This window comes from Georhizobium sp. MAB10 (assembly GCF_045012825.1).
Lineage (GTDB): Bacteria > Pseudomonadota > Alphaproteobacteria > Rhizobiales > Rhizobiaceae > Georhizobium > Georhizobium profundi.
Genome location: NZ_CP118314.1, coordinates 1458310 through 1473351, shown reverse-complemented (window position 1 = coordinate 1473351; position 15042 = coordinate 1458310). Strand labels below are relative to the sequence as shown.

The 15042-nt window shown below is 62.2% G+C and carries 15 protein-coding genes; 3 read left to right on the top strand and 12 right to left on the bottom strand.

Annotation, left to right across the window (positions count from 1 at the left end; translation table 11 throughout):
• Positions 1 to 71 precede the first annotated feature (71 nt).
• The 7 genes from PU133_RS06675 to PU133_RS06645 all read right to left on the bottom strand — a co-directional run bounded on the left by PU133_RS06675 (position 72) and on the right by PU133_RS06645 (position 7154).
• A complete protein-coding gene (locus PU133_RS06675) occupies positions 72 to 653 on the bottom strand; it encodes a peroxidase-related enzyme (protein ID WP_404864003.1) in 582 nt (193 codons plus the stop codon).
• A complete protein-coding gene (locus PU133_RS06670; RefSeq protein ID WP_404864002.1) occupies positions 650 to 1147 on the bottom strand; it encodes a CMD domain-containing protein in 498 nt (165 codons plus the stop codon). The genes PU133_RS06675 and PU133_RS06670 overlap by 4 nt, the downstream gene beginning before the upstream one ends.
• Positions 1144 to 2646, bottom strand: coding sequence for an NAD(P)-binding domain-containing protein (locus tag PU133_RS06665; protein WP_404864001.1), 1503 nt, complete (start codon positions 2644 to 2646; stop codon positions 1144 to 1146). Before PU133_RS06665 ends, PU133_RS06670 begins: the two co-directional genes overlap by 4 nt.
• Positions 2643 to 3713 (bottom strand): L-threonine 3-dehydrogenase, encoded by a 1071-nt coding sequence (tdh, locus tag PU133_RS06660; RefSeq protein WP_404864461.1) that lies wholly within the window; start codon positions 3711 to 3713, stop codon positions 2643 to 2645. The genes PU133_RS06665 and tdh overlap by 4 nt, the downstream gene beginning before the upstream one ends.
• Before the next feature lie 17 nt (positions 3714 to 3730).
• Positions 3731 to 4927 (bottom strand): glycine C-acetyltransferase, encoded by a 1197-nt coding sequence (locus tag PU133_RS06655; protein ID WP_404864000.1) that lies wholly within the window; start codon positions 4925 to 4927, stop codon positions 3731 to 3733.
• A 124-nt stretch (positions 4928 to 5051) separates the two neighbouring features.
• Positions 5052 to 5609, bottom strand: coding sequence for a helix-turn-helix domain-containing protein (locus PU133_RS06650; protein ID WP_404863999.1), 558 nt, complete (start codon positions 5607 to 5609; stop codon positions 5052 to 5054).
• A gap of 84 nt (positions 5610 to 5693) precedes the next feature.
• On the bottom strand, positions 5694 to 7154 hold the full coding sequence (locus PU133_RS06645) for an aminotransferase class V-fold PLP-dependent enzyme (RefSeq protein WP_404863997.1): 1461 nt from the start codon (positions 7152 to 7154) through the stop codon (positions 5694 to 5696).
• Between the two features lie 109 nt (positions 7155 to 7263).
• Here PU133_RS06645 and PU133_RS06640 point away from each other — a divergent pair, with 109 nt between their 5' ends.
• On the top strand, positions 7264 to 7737 hold the full coding sequence (locus tag PU133_RS06640; protein WP_404863996.1) for an Lrp/AsnC family transcriptional regulator: 474 nt from the start codon (positions 7264 to 7266) through the stop codon (positions 7735 to 7737).
• Positions 7738 to 7740: 3 nt separating this feature from the next.
• Here the strand turns inward: PU133_RS06640 and PU133_RS06635 are convergent, their stop codons facing one another.
• Entirely contained in the window at positions 7741 to 8796 is a 1056-nt protein-coding gene (locus tag PU133_RS06635) for a pyridoxal-phosphate dependent enzyme (RefSeq protein WP_404863995.1), read from the bottom strand.
• Between the two features lie 2 nt (positions 8797 to 8798).
• Positions 8799 to 9743, bottom strand: a complete 945-nt coding sequence (locus PU133_RS06630; protein ID WP_404863994.1) for a LysR substrate-binding domain-containing protein — start codon at positions 9741 to 9743, stop codon at positions 8799 to 8801.
• Positions 9744 to 9844: 101 nt separating this feature from the next.
• Between PU133_RS06630 and PU133_RS06625 the strand changes: the two genes are divergently transcribed.
• Positions 9845 to 10783, top strand: a complete 939-nt coding sequence (locus PU133_RS06625) for a DMT family transporter (RefSeq protein WP_404863993.1) — start codon at positions 9845 to 9847, stop codon at positions 10781 to 10783.
• 136 nt (positions 10784 to 10919) lie between these two features.
• On the top strand, positions 10920 to 11564 hold the full coding sequence (locus PU133_RS06620; protein ID WP_126008866.1) for a GntR family transcriptional regulator: 645 nt from the start codon (positions 10920 to 10922) through the stop codon (positions 11562 to 11564).
• A 25-nt stretch (positions 11565 to 11589) separates the two neighbouring features.
• Here PU133_RS06620 and PU133_RS06615 read toward each other — a convergent pair whose 3' ends face one another.
• From PU133_RS06615 to PU133_RS06605, 3 genes are read right to left on the bottom strand one after another with little or no spacing between them, the layout of a single operon-like run.
• On the bottom strand, positions 11590 to 13170 hold the full coding sequence (locus PU133_RS06615) for a gamma-glutamyltransferase family protein (RefSeq protein WP_404863992.1): 1581 nt from the start codon (positions 13168 to 13170) through the stop codon (positions 11590 to 11592).
• A 4-nt stretch (positions 13171 to 13174) separates the two neighbouring features.
• Entirely contained in the window at positions 13175 to 14500 is a 1326-nt protein-coding gene (locus tag PU133_RS06610; protein ID WP_404863991.1) for a TRAP transporter large permease subunit, read from the bottom strand.
• A 1-nt stretch (position 14501) separates the two neighbouring features.
• Complete coding sequence (locus PU133_RS06605; protein WP_404863989.1) at positions 14502 to 15038, bottom strand: TRAP transporter small permease subunit; 537 nt, start codon at positions 15036 to 15038, stop codon at positions 14502 to 14504.
• Positions 15039 to 15042: the final 4 nt, after the last annotated feature.

Here is a 15042-nt window from a genome sequence, read left to right as displayed (position 1 = left end):
CCCTTGCTGCCCTGCTCCACTCTCAATTCCTCTCATTTCATCATTTCGAACGGGCTTTTGTAGGCCCAAGATCAGTCCGCTTTCGCCACCGGATCGCCAAGCACGTGCATCAACCGGTTTGCCCAGCCGAACAGCGCCGTCGACAGGATGAGATCGAGGATTTCTTCCTCGCTCATGCCGATGTCGCGCAGTCGCTGCATGTCGTCTGCATCCGCCTCGCTCGGGGCCTTGGAGAGCTTGGTCGCGAATTTGAAGATCGCCGATGCGCGCTCATCCAGATCAGCCTCTTCGCCATCCGCGAAGATGCGCTGCATGACCGCTTCGTCCTTGGCAAGCTGATTGTAGCGGCTGGAATGGACGGCCGCGCAATAGACGCAGCGATTGACCACCGACGCCGCGGTGGCGCCGATCTCCCGCTCCGCACGGCTCAAGCCACCCTTGTTGTACATGATCGCGTTGAAGAGCGGCGTGCGGACCTTCAGCGTTTCGACATCGTTGGCGAGCACCAGGACGTAGTCGGAAACCTTCGTGTTCGACGGCGTCACCTTGAGCGCATCGAGCTGCTCCGGCGTCGCCTCGGCCAGGTCGATGGGTTTGACCCGCGGGCGCCACTCGGGAACCTCGGTGGTGAAGTCGTGGATCACCGCGTTCATGCCGCACCCCGCATCAGCTTCAATCCCGCAAGCAACCGGATCTGGTAGGCAAGGAAGGCGTTGAGCTCGGCCAGCCGCACGATGTCGGCATCCGAAACGCCGGCGGCTTGCAGCGACGCGACGTCGTCAGGCTGCGTCGCCTTCGGGTTGGCGGCGACAAGATCGGTAAACGTCAAAACGGCGTTGATGCGCGACCAGGCATCGCCATCGAAGGCGGGATCGGCGATCGCGAGCGCGTCTTCGTCTGCGTCATAACTGGCAAGCAGTTCCGAATAGTGCGCGGCAAGCTCATCACAGCGGTTGAGCTTCGCGATCCGGGTCGCGAGTGCCGCCCGCTCGGCATGGGTCAAGCCGCCGGTATCGGTCGGCTTCAGCGCTGCATCATGCGCCGCTTGCGTCATTGCGAACACATCGGCTCGCAACGCCACGGCAGCGGCGACTTTAGAGCCATCGTCACTCACCGATGCGAGCCGCGTCACCACATCAGTGCTCATCGGGCGTCGCTCCCCGTTTTCAATGCGGGCTCGTCGAGCTCCTCGCCGGGGAGCAACGTTTCGGTCCACTCGTCGCCCAGAAGCTCCGGCTTGTCGTAAGCTTCCATGGACGCGAAATGTATATCGACGTCCTCGCGATAGAGCGTGGCAGCGATCTCACGGGCAAGCCAAGCGGCACCCTCGCTGATGCCGGGAATGTCGCCGCTGACCTTGCCGAGGCTGACCGATGCGCCGTAGTTGAAGCAGTGGATCGCCGAAAGCCACGGTGCCGTGCCCTCTTCGCGCTCCTGGAAAGCAAAATCGTCGGCAAGATAGGGAAACTTCGCCAATTCAGAATGCTGCAAACCGGCAGGCGCAGCGTAACGATCGCCCCAAAGCAGGATCTTGTCGGCGTAACCATCAAGCTCGGTGCGTGCCAGCGGCTCGACCGTGAAACCTGTCCCGAGAATGAGGAAGTCCGTCTTGAGACGGCTGCCGTCCTGCATCGCAATATCGAGTTCCCGCCCGTCATGGGTAATTCGGTCGATGCCCTTGCCGAAGTGGAAGTATGCATTGGGATGCCGGCTGACGCGCAAGGTCGACCCGCGCGGCGACGGTGTCTGCGTCAAGAAAGAATAGTGCATGAAGCGCCAGCGCCACGCGTCCGAGAGACGTGGAAACGCCGCCGTGAAACCGAAGGAGCCAATGCCCATCATCTTGTTGATGGTCGGCATGTGCTTCCGCCGGATCAGATGGCGAACTTCTGCAGCACCCGCTTCAAGCGCTTCGGCAGAATTGTCGACCGCGGATGCGCCGACGCCGACGACCGCCACGCGCTTGCCTTTCAGCGCCTTGAAGTCGATGTCTTCGGACGAATGCGCCCAGGCCGATTTCGGCAAACCGTCGACGAAGGCCGGAATGTTCGGATGCCCGGTCCCGTCACGGCCGGTCGCCATGATGACCTTGCGCGCGAAAACCTGGGCGTCATTCGTGCCGGCGCCCGAGAGATCGAGCTTCAGATAATCACCCTCGGGCAGAATGCGATCGACATTCACGTCATTCTCGACCTGGATCTCCAGGACTGCGCGGTACCAGCGCAGATAGTCCATCCACATGGGACGTGGGATCTTGTCCAGCGCGTCCCATTCCGTTTCGCCGAACTGCGCAGTGAACCATGACCTGAAAGTCAGCGAAGGAATGCCATAGGCCGGACCGGTTAACTGCTTGGGCGAACGCAGCGTTTCCATGCGCGCGTAATTCACCCACGGCCCTTCGTGGCCGGCCGGATTGCGATCAAAGATGCGCACATTGCGGATGCCGGCGGATTGAAGCGCGAAGGCAGCGACAAGGCCACACATACCGCCGCCGATGATCACGACATCCACGACCGGCTGGCCTTTTACATGGCGTGGAGGCACCCAATTGGCCGGCGGGCGGCACAAAAGCTCCAGATCCTTGCGCACCCGTGTATTGAGCGCATCAAGCCCTGAGTCATCGGTGGCCAGGGATGATCCGCTCATTGCGCTGCCGTCCTCTGCATGGCGAAGCCGCTCGTGCCCGTATCCGACCAGTCGAGCACGATCTTGGCGGCTTCGCCGCGCTTAATCGCCTCAAACCCCTTGTCGAAGTCAGCGGCAGCAAGCCGATGGGAGATCACGCCGCGCACATCCAGCCCGGACTGCAGCATGGCGAGCATCTTGTACCAGGTCTCGAACATCTCACGGCCATAGACGCCCTTGATAACGAGGCTCTTCAGCACGATCGACGACCAGTCCACAAGCATCGGTTGTGCAGGCAGCCCCAGAAACGCGATGCGACCGCCCATGACGAGCGTGTCGACCATCTGCCGGAAAGCGACGTCTGAGCCGCTCATCTCGAAACCGACGTCGAAACCTTCCCGCAGACCGATGCGGCCCATCTCACTGCGCAGATCCTGCGTGGCTGTGTTGACCGGAACGACATCGCAAAGCTTGGCGGCAAGATCGAGCCGGGCCTGGTTCACATCGGTTACCACGATGTGCCGTGCGCCGACATGGCGTGCGACGATCGCCGCCATGATGCCGATCGGCCCCGCGCCGGTGATCAGCACATCCTCGCCAATGATGTCGAACGAAAGAGCGGTATGCACGGCATTGCCCAGCGGATCGAGGATCGCGCCGATCTCATCGTCGACTTCATCGGGCAATGGAATGACGTTGAACGCCGGAAGCGCCAGATATTGCGCAAAGGCGCCCGGAATATTGACGCCGATCCCGCGCGTCTCGGGATCGAGATGGAAGCGTCCAGCCCGCGCGGCGCGGCTCGAATTGCCGACGATATGGCCTTCGCCCGAAACCCGCTGGCCAACCTTCAGATTGGTGACGGAGCGGCCCACATCGACGATCGTCCCGGAATATTCATGCCCGACGACCATGGGCACGGGAATAGTGCGTTGCGCCCATTCGTCCCATTTCCAGATATGCACATCGGTGCCGCAGATCCCGGTTTTCGAGACCTTGATCAGCACCTGATCCGGCCCGATTTCCGGAATGGCCACTTCCGTTTGCCAAAGCCCCTCACGGGGTTCCGACTTGGCCAGGGCGAACATGGTTCCGGTATTCGAGATCACGAGATCACCTTCAGTTCGCGCCCTGCTTCGCCGAATGCAGCAAGTGCCGCATCCAAATCGTCCTCGGTCAAAGCCGCATTCATCTGGGTGCGGATCCGCGCCTGGCCTTTGGGAACGACGGGATAGAAGAAGCCGCTGACATAGACGCCTGCTTCGTAGAGCCGCTTGGCCATGGCCTGCGCAACGGACGCCTCGCCGAACATGACCGGCACGATCGGGTGTTCGCCCGGCAGAAGGCGGAAGCCGAGCGCCTCGAGACCTGAGCGCCATTTCATCGTATTGGCGTAAAGCCGCGCACGCAGATGGTCGCCCTTTTCGGCCAGTTCGATTGCCTTGATGCTGGCAGCCGTGACCATGGGAGGAAGGGCATTTGAAAATAGATACGGACGCGCGCGCTGGCGCAGAAGATCGATCACGGCCTGCGGACCAGCGATATAGCCGCCGATCGCACCGCCGAGCGCCTTGCCCAGCGTGCCGGTGAGGATATCGATCCCGTCAGCCACGCCGTGGTGCACATGCGTGCCTGCGCCGCGCTCGCCCATGATGCCCGTCGCATGACAATCGTCGACCATCACGACCGCATCGTAGGCTCGCGCCAATGCAACGATCTCCGGCAGCTTGGCGAGATAGCCATCCATCGAGAAGACGCCGTCCGTCGCGATCATGATCGTACGCGCACCATCGGCCCGCGCCTGCTTCAGCGCCGCTTCCAGTTCGTTCATGTCGGAATTGGCATAGCGATAGCGCTTTGCCTTGCAGAGCCGGATACCGTCGATGATGGAGGCATGGTTCAGGCTGTCGGAGACAATCGCATCCTGATCGGTCAAAAGCGGCTCGAACAATCCGCCATTGGCATCAAAACACGCAGCGAACAGGATCGCATCGTCCTTGCCGAGATAGCGCGCGATCGATTTTTCCAGTTCCCGGTGCAGATCATGCGTGCCGCAGATGAAGCGCACGCTGGCCATGCCGTATCCCGACGTTTCCAGCGCCGCGGTCGCGGCTGCGACGAGTTCCGGATTATCGGCAAGACCGAGATAATTGTTGGCACAGAGATTGATGATGTCGCCGCCGCGGCCTTCGATCGATACCCGCGCAGCCTGTGGCGACTGGATCGGCCGCTCCGTCTTGTAAAGATCGGCAGCGCGGATCTCCGCCAATTCGGCATCGATGCGGGCGAGGAATGCGGACAAGACGGTCTCCTTGCAGACGCCGGCTAACACTTTCGACTAAGAACGTTATCCAATATAGCGGACATGTCAATCGATGTTGAACAATAAGAATGCACGGAATGTGACTGCCCGCGATTGATGCAAACTAGGAGTTGCGCACCATGAGAATTGCGCGTGCGGGGCCGCTCTTGGCCTCCAAAGAATGCGGCCGGTCTGCCCGATAACAGGCCGTATCACCCTTTTCGAGATCGAGAGAGCGCACGCCGGATTTGACGGTGATCTCCCCCTCCAGGATGGTCAGGTGCTCTTCGCAACCGTCGCGATGCGGTTCGCTGACAAGCGCACCGCCAGCATCGAAAATCACTTCGTAAAGCTCGCAGTCGCCCGCATAATCCGGTGGACTGAGAATCTTTAGACGACATCCCTCGCCTTTTGACTCGATTGTGGGGATCCGATCGGCCTTGACGATCTCCCGGAAGCCGTCATTCACCGGCACCTTTCCGTCGATCAAACCCGCGAAATCGACGTCGAGCGCACGCGTCAGGTTCCACAAGGTAGAGACGGTGGGGCTGGAGCTTCCGCGTTCGATCTGCGACAGCATCGAGCGCGACACACCCGACAGCCGGGCGACGGCATCAAGCGACAGGTTGCGCTCTCGGCGGATCTCCTTCAGGCGCTCGGAAATCCTCTTTCCCAGATCCATACGGGCATTGCCTCCTCCAATATATTGGAGAGCATCATGCCCGAGGTCCAGCGATGCGGCAAGCGTCAATGGCGACCCCTCATATCATGCCGCGACACTGCTTTCTCGGCTGACCGCAAAGCGCGCGGTTGCGGGATCTGGGCGATAGTCGCAGGCAAGATCGGCAGCGTTCGACGCCAGATCGTCGACGGCGTCAATGATGAAGCGCGCCTTCTCGTCGCTCAGCAGATAGCTGAAATTCAGCCGTACCCAGCCGGGCTTTTCCATTTCCATTCCCGCATCGATTGCCGCGGCCAAATCGCGCGAAGCCACCTCGTCGATACCGAGAAGTCGGTGGGCGTAAGGCCCGGCGCAGGCGCAGCCGCCCCGTGCCTGGATGCCGTGATGATCGCTCAGCATGCGAGTGACGAGTTGGTGGTGCACATGGCCGCCCCGACCGTCGCGCACGCGCAACGACATGATGGGCAAGGCGTCCTCGATGTGTCCGCCCAGAACCTCAAGCCGCGGATTGTTCGACCAGCGCTCGAGCGCCATCGCCCGCAACTCACGGTTACGCCTGGAGATGAAGGACTGACCGACCGCCTGTTTGACCAGTAGCACGAGTGCGGCGCGAATATCGCTGATCCCGTTCGGCGTCCCGGCCTCCTCGCGTGCAATGATCTTGTCGCTGTAGCGATGCGCCCATGGTGAGACGAAAGACACGGTTCCCCCACCTGGGAGAGTCGGCCGCGTGGTCGCGACGATATCGTTCTTCAAAGCGAGGATGCCAGACGCTCCCGGCCCGCCAATGAATTTATGCGGAGAGAAGACAATGGCATCGATCGCCGCGTCGTCCGCAGGCACCATGGACATCGGCAGATAGGGTGCGCCGGCAGCATAGTCCCAGATCGCGATCGCGCCATGGGCCTTCACGAGCCGCGTGATGCCGACGACATCGCTGACAATGCCCGTCACGTTGGACGCGGCAGAGAACGCAGCAACCGTGAAGCCCCGCGACGTTGCATCCACAAGCGCTTCAGTCAGTTGAACCTGGTCCGGGCCGCCGCCCTCTTCTTCGGAGATCTCCACGATCCGCGCGCCGCTCTCGCGCCACGGCAGAAGGTTGGAGTGATGCTCGTAGGGACCGATGATGACCGTGACGGCTTCGCCGCGCGCAATCCGCTCCGTGATCGCCAGCAAGCCGACGAGCCGGTTGATGGCGGCGGTCGCACCCGATCCGGTGAAGATGACGCTATATGCGCTGCCAGCGGCGAGCATGCGCCCAATCGATGCGCGTGCAGCTTCGCGCAGGCGGGTGGAATAGGCCCCGCAATGGGACGCCTCGGTGTGGCTGTTGGCGTAAAACGGCAGAACCTGTTCCATCACAAACATTTCGATCTGCCGCAGCGCCCGGCCGGACGCAGTGTAGTCAGCATAGACGAGCCGGCGCGGCCCAAAAGGGCCTTCGATCAAGGCACCCTCGCCGATCAGGCCGTCACGAAGCCGAGCGATCAGATCTCCCTCGCCCGCCAGTTCCTTGGCCCAGTTTTCCAAGCTCCCATCCATCTGTGCATGCCTTGGTTCGATTCCTTGAAACAAGTTTGACGCAGATGCAGTGGGAAATGTTCATCAAAATGTTTGCTAAACAAACGCGAATTGGGTCAAATGAACGACGATGACCCGAAAAATCGATCAATTTGACGCAAGACTATTGCGCGAGCTTCAGCTAGACGCTGGCCTGTCGCAGCGCGATTTGGCCCAGAAGATCGGCCTGTCGCAAAATGCGTGCTGGAGACGGCTGAAGGCGCTGGAAGACGACGGCATCATTGCCGGCCGCACGATCCGCGTTGCCCGCCACAAGGTCGAACTGGGCCTTGTCGTCTTCGTCATGGTGCGCACGCGCCATCACTCGACGAGTTGGCTGAAGACGTTCCGCACCCATGTGTCCTCGATCCCGGACATTACCGACTTCTTCCGTATCGGCGGCGACTACGATTACATGTTGAAGATCGTCACCCGCGACATGATCAGCTACGACGCCGTCTACCAGCGCCTGATCGAGGCGGTCGAACTCGAATCCGTGACGTCCTATTTCGCGATGGAAGCGATCGAAGAACAGCGTCCGCTCACGATCCATCCCCATCGTTGAGCGTCACGTGCCTTCGGTGACCACGACCAGAACGCGGGCATCAGCACCAAGACCACCCACCACTTTCTGGTAGCCGATCGCGCCGGCAAATCCCGCAGCACCGGAAGGCGTCGTGGCAATCCCCACTGTCAAGAGCATGCTGGCGGCATCGGCGGCCTCCTCTTCCGTCACGGTCAGGCAGCCATCGGCGAGCCGGGCGATCGTGGCCAAAGCGACATGCGACGGCTCCTTGCAGTCGAGCCGGCCCATGGCCGAGACCGGCCCATCGGCCCGCACCGCGCGCCCGGCGACAAGGCTCTCCATAATGCATGGCGCGAATGCCGGCTCGACGACAAGTGCCTCGAAGCCATCGCTCCCCCAGGCATTTCTGAAGCGCGCGAGCATCGCTGCCGCGAACCCGCCCACGCCTGCCTGCAGAAAGACATGTGTCGGCGGCGTCACCGTCTCGTTCACGATCTCTTCGGCGAGCGCCAGATAGCCGGCCATGACGTCGAGTGCCGGCGTCGTATAACCGGGCCACGTGGAATCGGAGAGCAGCGTCCAGCCATTGGCGTCGGCAGCCTCGGCCGCCGCGGCCATGCTGGCCTCGTAGTCATGGCCTTGACGGACAACCCGCGCCCCCTTGCCGCGGAGCCTTCCGGCGATCTCGTCCGACACCGTCTCGCTGATGAAGATGACGGCATGCGCGCCGAAGACGCGCGCTCCGGCCGCGACCGACATTCCGTGATTGCCAGCACTCGCCGTCACATAGGTCCGGCCAGCAAGCGCCGACGCGAGATTGTCATCGCCCGCAGCCGCAACGGCATCGCGCGCAATCGCATAGGCGGCGCCGAGCGCCTTGAACGATCCGAGCCCCATCCGCGCCGTCTCGTCCTTGACCCAAAGGCTTGCACCGCCGATCGATGCGCCGAGCGACGACATGCGCAACAACGGCGTCGGAAGATAGGCCGGACATCGCGACAGCAACGCAAGCACCGGGCCAGCGTCATCGGCAAGCTGCGGCAGTGCCGCAAGCTCCGCAGGCAGTTCCTTTGCCTTCCAAGGGTTCGCCCGATACATCTTCAGTCCTCCTTTACCGGCATCACTGGCCCAAGCAGGGCGTCGACTCTTTCGAGCGATGCGGCCCGTTCCGCGTTCAGGGAATCGATGCAGTTCTGGATTGCGCCAGGCCGTTCAAGCCGCCGCGGCGTCACCAATGTCGTATGGAAAGGCAGGCGATCTTTGAGGCGCAGCATCGTTGCACCGGAGCCGAGGAAGTCGAGAGCGGTGATCGGGTTCATGATCCCGACCCCGAGCCCGGCTGCGACCATGGACCCGACCCCATGGCTTGTCGCCGTTTCCACCACATGGCGTGGACGAGCGCCGGCCGCATCCATGATCGCCTCCGTTCGGCGCCGATAGGGATCGGTTTCGGCAATGGCGATCATCGCCTCGCCGTCGAGCTCCGCGAGGCTGATGGCACCGCGTTCCGCCAGCCGATGCCCCGGTGGCAGCAACGCGATCTCGTTCATGTCGGTGAACCGTTCTGCAGCAAGCTCGTCCGATGCAGCCACCTCGAACGCCACAATACCGAGGTCCAACTCCTGGTCCCGCAACGCTCGCATGAGGTCTCGAACTGTCAACGGCACCAGGGAGACGTGACGGTCAGGCTCATCGCGCAAGAAAGAAGCCATTGCCCGGGCGATGAAGCCTTGCGCGAAGGCCGGCAGGCAGCCGATCCGGACCATGCCGCGACGGCGGCGCAGGATCATCTCGGCCGCATGCCCGATCCGCTCCAGTCCAGCAAAGCTCGCCTCCACCTGCGCCATCAGTTCCCTGGCTTCCGCGGTTGGATGCAAACGCCCCTCGCGACGCTCGAACAGCAGAAGCCGCGTTGCGTCCTCCAATTGCTTCAGTGCCCGGGTCACGCTCGGTTGCGAGGTGTTGAGCACATTGGCAGCCGCAGTCGCCGTGCCGAGCCTCATGACGGCAGAGAAACATTCGAGCTGATGGGCCGACGGACGCATGATGCATATCCAAAATGAATAGATGCCGCATCAGTCTCTATTGGTTGCGTATGGAAAACAATGGCATTGAGGCGCCGATGCGACCCAATCGGAGTTCGACCTTGTCCTCGACCCACGCGACAGCGCCCCATGCTGCCCAATACCCCGCTGAGCCGGCAGGCAGCGCCCTCAGAGGCATCGTGATGATGCTGCTTGCCTGCGCCTTGATTGCGGCGACGACGCTCATCGCCAAGGCGCTCGGTCAGGGGATCGGTTCAGACGGCGGTTCACCGCTGCATCCGCTGCAGGTGAGTGCGGGCCGCTTTCTGTTTGCATGGCTCGCCTTGATGCCGATCGTCGCGATCCTCCGTCCTTCCCTCAAAAGCGCCAAGCTGCCGTATCACATCGGCCGTTCCGTCGCCGGTTGGGCGGGCGTCACCTGCCTCTTCGCCGCATCGGCCTATATGCGGCTTGCCGATGCCACGGCGATTTCGTTTCTCAACCCGATCGTCGCGATGATCCTCGCCATCCCGCTTCTCTCCGAGCGCGTCGGGCCGTGGCGCTGGGCTGCCGCCGGGCTCGCACTCATCGGTGCCATGGTGCTGATCCGGCCCGGCAGCGAGGCTTTCCAGCCGGTGGTCTTCGTCGCCCTCGCCTCCGCCCTGTTTCTCGGTCTCGAAGCCATCATGATCAAGGTGCTTGCGGGTGGCGAGCCGCCCTTGCGAATCCTCGTCATCAACAACACAATCGGCATGCTCATCGCGGTCACGGCGGCGAGCTTCGTCTGGATCTGGCCGACCACCACGCAATGGTTGATGCTCGCGCTGCTCGGTTCGATCATGGTCTGCGCCCAGACGTGCTTTATCCAGGCCATGAAAAGCGGCGATGCCAGCCTCGTCATGCCGATCTTCTACGCGACGCTCATTTTCGCGGCGATCTACGACTTTGCCCTGTTCGGCATCGTGCCGCCGGTAACGAGCTTCATCGGTGCGGCCCTGATCGTCAGCGGCGCCCTGCTCCTCGCCTGGCGCGAGAGCAATCGCAGGAAGAACGGCTCTTAATCAGCGAGCGCAGTGGAGCTCCACATCGGTCGAGGACAAATCTGAATGCGTGTTGCGCGGCGCGGCCGTTCGGAAGACACTTTCATCGCGAAAGCTTGAATGAACTGCCGCCGATCGTCGGGTCCAGAATTACGTCATGCACATGCACAAGAACGTCCACAGCGCATTCATTGCCGCCGAGTTGGAACGGGAAATCGTCAATCAGGTTCTGCCGGCGGGCAGCAAGCTCGATGAAAATGCGTTGGCGAAGCGCTTCGGCGTTTCCCGAACACCCGTGCGCGAAGCGCTTCATGTGGTGGTCTCAAGGTCGCTCGCGCAACGCGTGCCCTATCGCGGCGTCATCGTCTCGGAGCAATCGAGCGAGCGGATCGGCGAGATGTTCGAGGCAATGGGCGAGATCGAGGCGCTCTGCGGTCGGCTGGCTGCCGAGCGGATGACGGTCAGCGAGCGCGCCGCCTTCGAGACGCTACACCTGAAGATGCAGCGCATGGCCGAGCAGCGCGATTTTCAAAGCTATGATCTGGCAAACACAGATTTTCACGGCATGATCTTCGACGGCACGCACAATGGCGAGGTCGTCGAGATCGCGCAGGCTTTGCGCCTCAAGCTTGCGCCGTTCCGCTCCTCGCAATTCCGGATGACCGAGCGCATCGCCCGCTCCTGTGCCGAGCACGACACGATCGTCACGGCAATATTGGATCGCAACGCGCGCGACGCGGAAAAAGCGCTCCGCCGCCATCTGCAAAGTGCGGCACGCGCGGTGCTCGATCGGCGGAACTGATCCGCCGATCGAGCGCAACAATGCTTCAGTAGCTGATGGCGGCCCCATCCGAGCGCGGGTCGGAAGCGCTCTCCATCAGCCCATCGACGTGGAGAACGACCGCGCCGGCATGACCTGCGAGATCGGAGAATTCGGGAATGATCTCCACCTCGTGACCCGCTTGGCCGAGATCTTCGATCAGATTCGCGGGGAAACGGCTTTCGAGCTTCAGCGTCGTCGTGGCATCGCCCCACGTCTTGCCGAGGAGCCAGCGCGGTGCCGTTATTGCCTGCTGCAGATCCTGCCCAAACTGCGCGTAGCGGGTGAAGATGGCCGCCTGCGTCTGCGGCTGGCCTTCGCCACCCATCGTGCCATAGGCGAAGACGCGTCGATCCGAAAGCTCGGCCATGGCCGGGTTCAACGTGTGGAACGGCCGCTTGAAAGGCGCAAGCTCGTTCGGCCCCGGCTTCAGAGAGAACCCTGCGCCACGGTTTTGGAAGAATACGCCCGTTTCCGGACAAGTCAGGCCGGAACCAAATTCCCAGAAGACACTCTGGATGAAGGACACCACGGTGCCTTCCGCATCGACTGCGCCCATCCAAATCGTGTCGCCTTCTTTCGGCTCGTAAGGCCAGGGCAGCGCGCGCTGGCGGTCGATCCGGCGGGCCATGGCGTCCAGTCCTGCCGCATCGAGCCAGGATTGCGCCGGCTCTGCCATCGCGTCCGGATCGCCAAGCTCGGCATTGCGCTTGATGAAGGCCTGTTTGGTCGCTTCGACCAGGCCGTGGAGATGGTCGAAACCTTCGGCTTCCGTGATGCCCAGACGGTCGAACAGCCCGAGGATCATCAGCGACGAGATACCCTGGGTCGGCGGCGTCATGTTGAAGAGCGTGCCGAGCGAGGTGGTGAGCGACAGCGGCGCGACTTCGCTCGCCGCGAAGCTGTGGAAGTCGGACAGTCGCAGCGGACTGCCATTGGCTTCGAGATAGCACGCATGGGCAGCAGCGATGTTGCCCTTGTAGAAGCTTTCGAGACCCTGCTCGGCGAGATGCGAGAATGTATTTGCAAGCGCCGCCTGCTTCATCCGGTGCCCGGCGCGAGGCGGTGCGCCATCGACAAGGAACTGCTCCGCAAATCCCGGCACGTCTGCAAGCGTCGACAGCTTGTCGCGGGTACAATCGGACTGATTTCCGGTGACGGCAGTCCCGTCGCGCGCATAGCCGATGGCCGATGCCATCAAATCGGAAAGTGGCAAGCGTCCGCCGCCATGCTGCAAGGCCAGCCGCCATCCATCGATGGTCCCGGGCACGGTCAACGCAGCCAAGCCCCCGCGCGCCGGGATGGCGTCGACATGGCCGGCCTTCCGGTAAAAGGCGACATCCGCGAGAGCCGCTGCCCGTCCACAGCCCGAAATGCCGATGGGCGCTTCGCCCTTCTTCTTGATCAGCCAAAAGCCGTCGCCACCGATGCCGTTCATGTGCGGATAGACGACGGCGATCGTCGCCGCCGCTGCCACCATCGCCTCGACGGCCGTACCGCCCGCCTCGAGGATATCTCGCCCGGCAAGCGCCGCCGCACGATGCGGCGCGGTGAACGCACCATTGTAACCCAACGCACTCTTCAGCATGTCATCACCAACCGATTGCTTCCGGCAGCCATGTCGCAAGCCCCGGGAACAGATAGACCATGAACACCGCCAATGCCTGAATTGCGATGAAGGGCACAACCCCCCGATAGATATCGAGCGTGGTCACGCCCGGCGGCGCAACGCCCTTCAGGAAGAAGAGCGCCCAGCCGAAGGGCGGCGTCAGGAACGACATTTGCAGGTTCACCGCAACGAGAATCGCGATCCAGGTGAGGTCGGCGCCGGCGCTCGCGAAAACCGGGAGGAACAGCGGAAGCGCGATGTAGGAAATCTCGATCCACTCCAGGAAGAAACCGAGGAAGAAGATGAGGATCATCAGGAACAGGATCTGCCCATCCAGGCCGCCGGGCACCATGCTGAAAGCATCGTGAACCAGACGCTCGCCGCCGAGACCGCGAAAGGCGAGAGCGAAGGGCTGGGCGAAGATCAGGATCATGAACACCATGGCCGAGGCGATGAAGGACGCCCGCACGACCTCCCGCATCATCGGATAGGTGAGCCGGCCGGTAAACGCCGCAAGCAGGATGGAGCCGAGCGCGCCCATGGAGGCTGCTTCCGTTGGCGCTGCAACACCGCCGATGATGGATCCCAGCACGAGAAAGATCAGCGCGATGGGCGGCGCGACGACCTGCAGGAGCTTCACCGCAAGCTCTCGGCCTGAGATGGCGTCGCGTTCGGCCTGCGGGATCGGCGGCATGGAGTCCGGCTTCATCAGGCCAAGAACGATGATGTAGAGGACGAACATGCCCGACAGCAGAAGACCGGGAATGAGGGCTGCGGCAAACAGCGTGCCGACCGACTGGCCCATGATATCGGCCAGCAGGATCAGGACCAAGCTTGGCGGAATGATCTGCCCAAGCGTACCGGACGCACAGATCACGCCGGTCGCGACACCCTTGTCGTAGCCGCGATTGATCACCGGTGCGAGCGCGATGAGGCCAAGCGTGACGACCGTTGCGCCGACGACGCCGGACGCAGCGCCCATCAAAACGCCGACGATGATGATGGCAAGCGCCATGCCGCCGCGGATGCCGCCCATCGCCAGACCGATGACGTCGAGCAATTGCTCCGCGATCTTCGATCGCTCCAGCATCAGGCCCATGAAGATGAAGAGAGGCAATGCCAGAAGGGTATAGTTGGTGATGACGCCGTAGATGCGCGCCGGCACCAGATTGAACAGCATGGGCCCGAAGCCCGCATAGCCGAACACGAACCCGGTAACGGCAAGGCAGATGGCGACAGGAATGCCCGCCATCAGCATGACGAAGAAGGCGCCGATCATGGCGAGCGCCAGAAACTCGGTGAATGGCATGTCAGTGCTTGTCCGGATTGGCCAAAGGCTGCTTCAGATGCACACGCCGCACGATGCTTTCGAGCATCATCGACAGCGCCTGAAGCGCGAGCAGAACGAAGGCGATAGGGATCAGGGCCTTCAGCAGAAAGCGATAGCGCAGGCCGCCTGGATCCGGCGAAATCTCGCCGATTGAATAGCTTTGGTTTACGTAGCTGATCGACAGCCACACGATGAAGATCGACGCAAGCATCAGCATCGCTGCCGCGATGATGTCGATCGTCGCTTTCAGCTCGGGTGAAAACTTGTCGTAAAGAACATCGACCCGAACCTCACCGCCCTGGTTCAGACCATAGGACATGCCGAGCAGCGCGCCCGCGGCCATCAGGTGCCATTCCGCTTCCTGGGTCGCGACACTGCTGATGCCGAGCGCGTAGCGCGACAGCACGTTGAACGCGACGAGAAGGACGAGCGCGAGACCGAGCCACGCCGCCATCTGGCCGACAATGCGAACGACACGCGCGGTGCCGTTCGCAGCCTTTTCGAGCATTGCCGTCATGGCA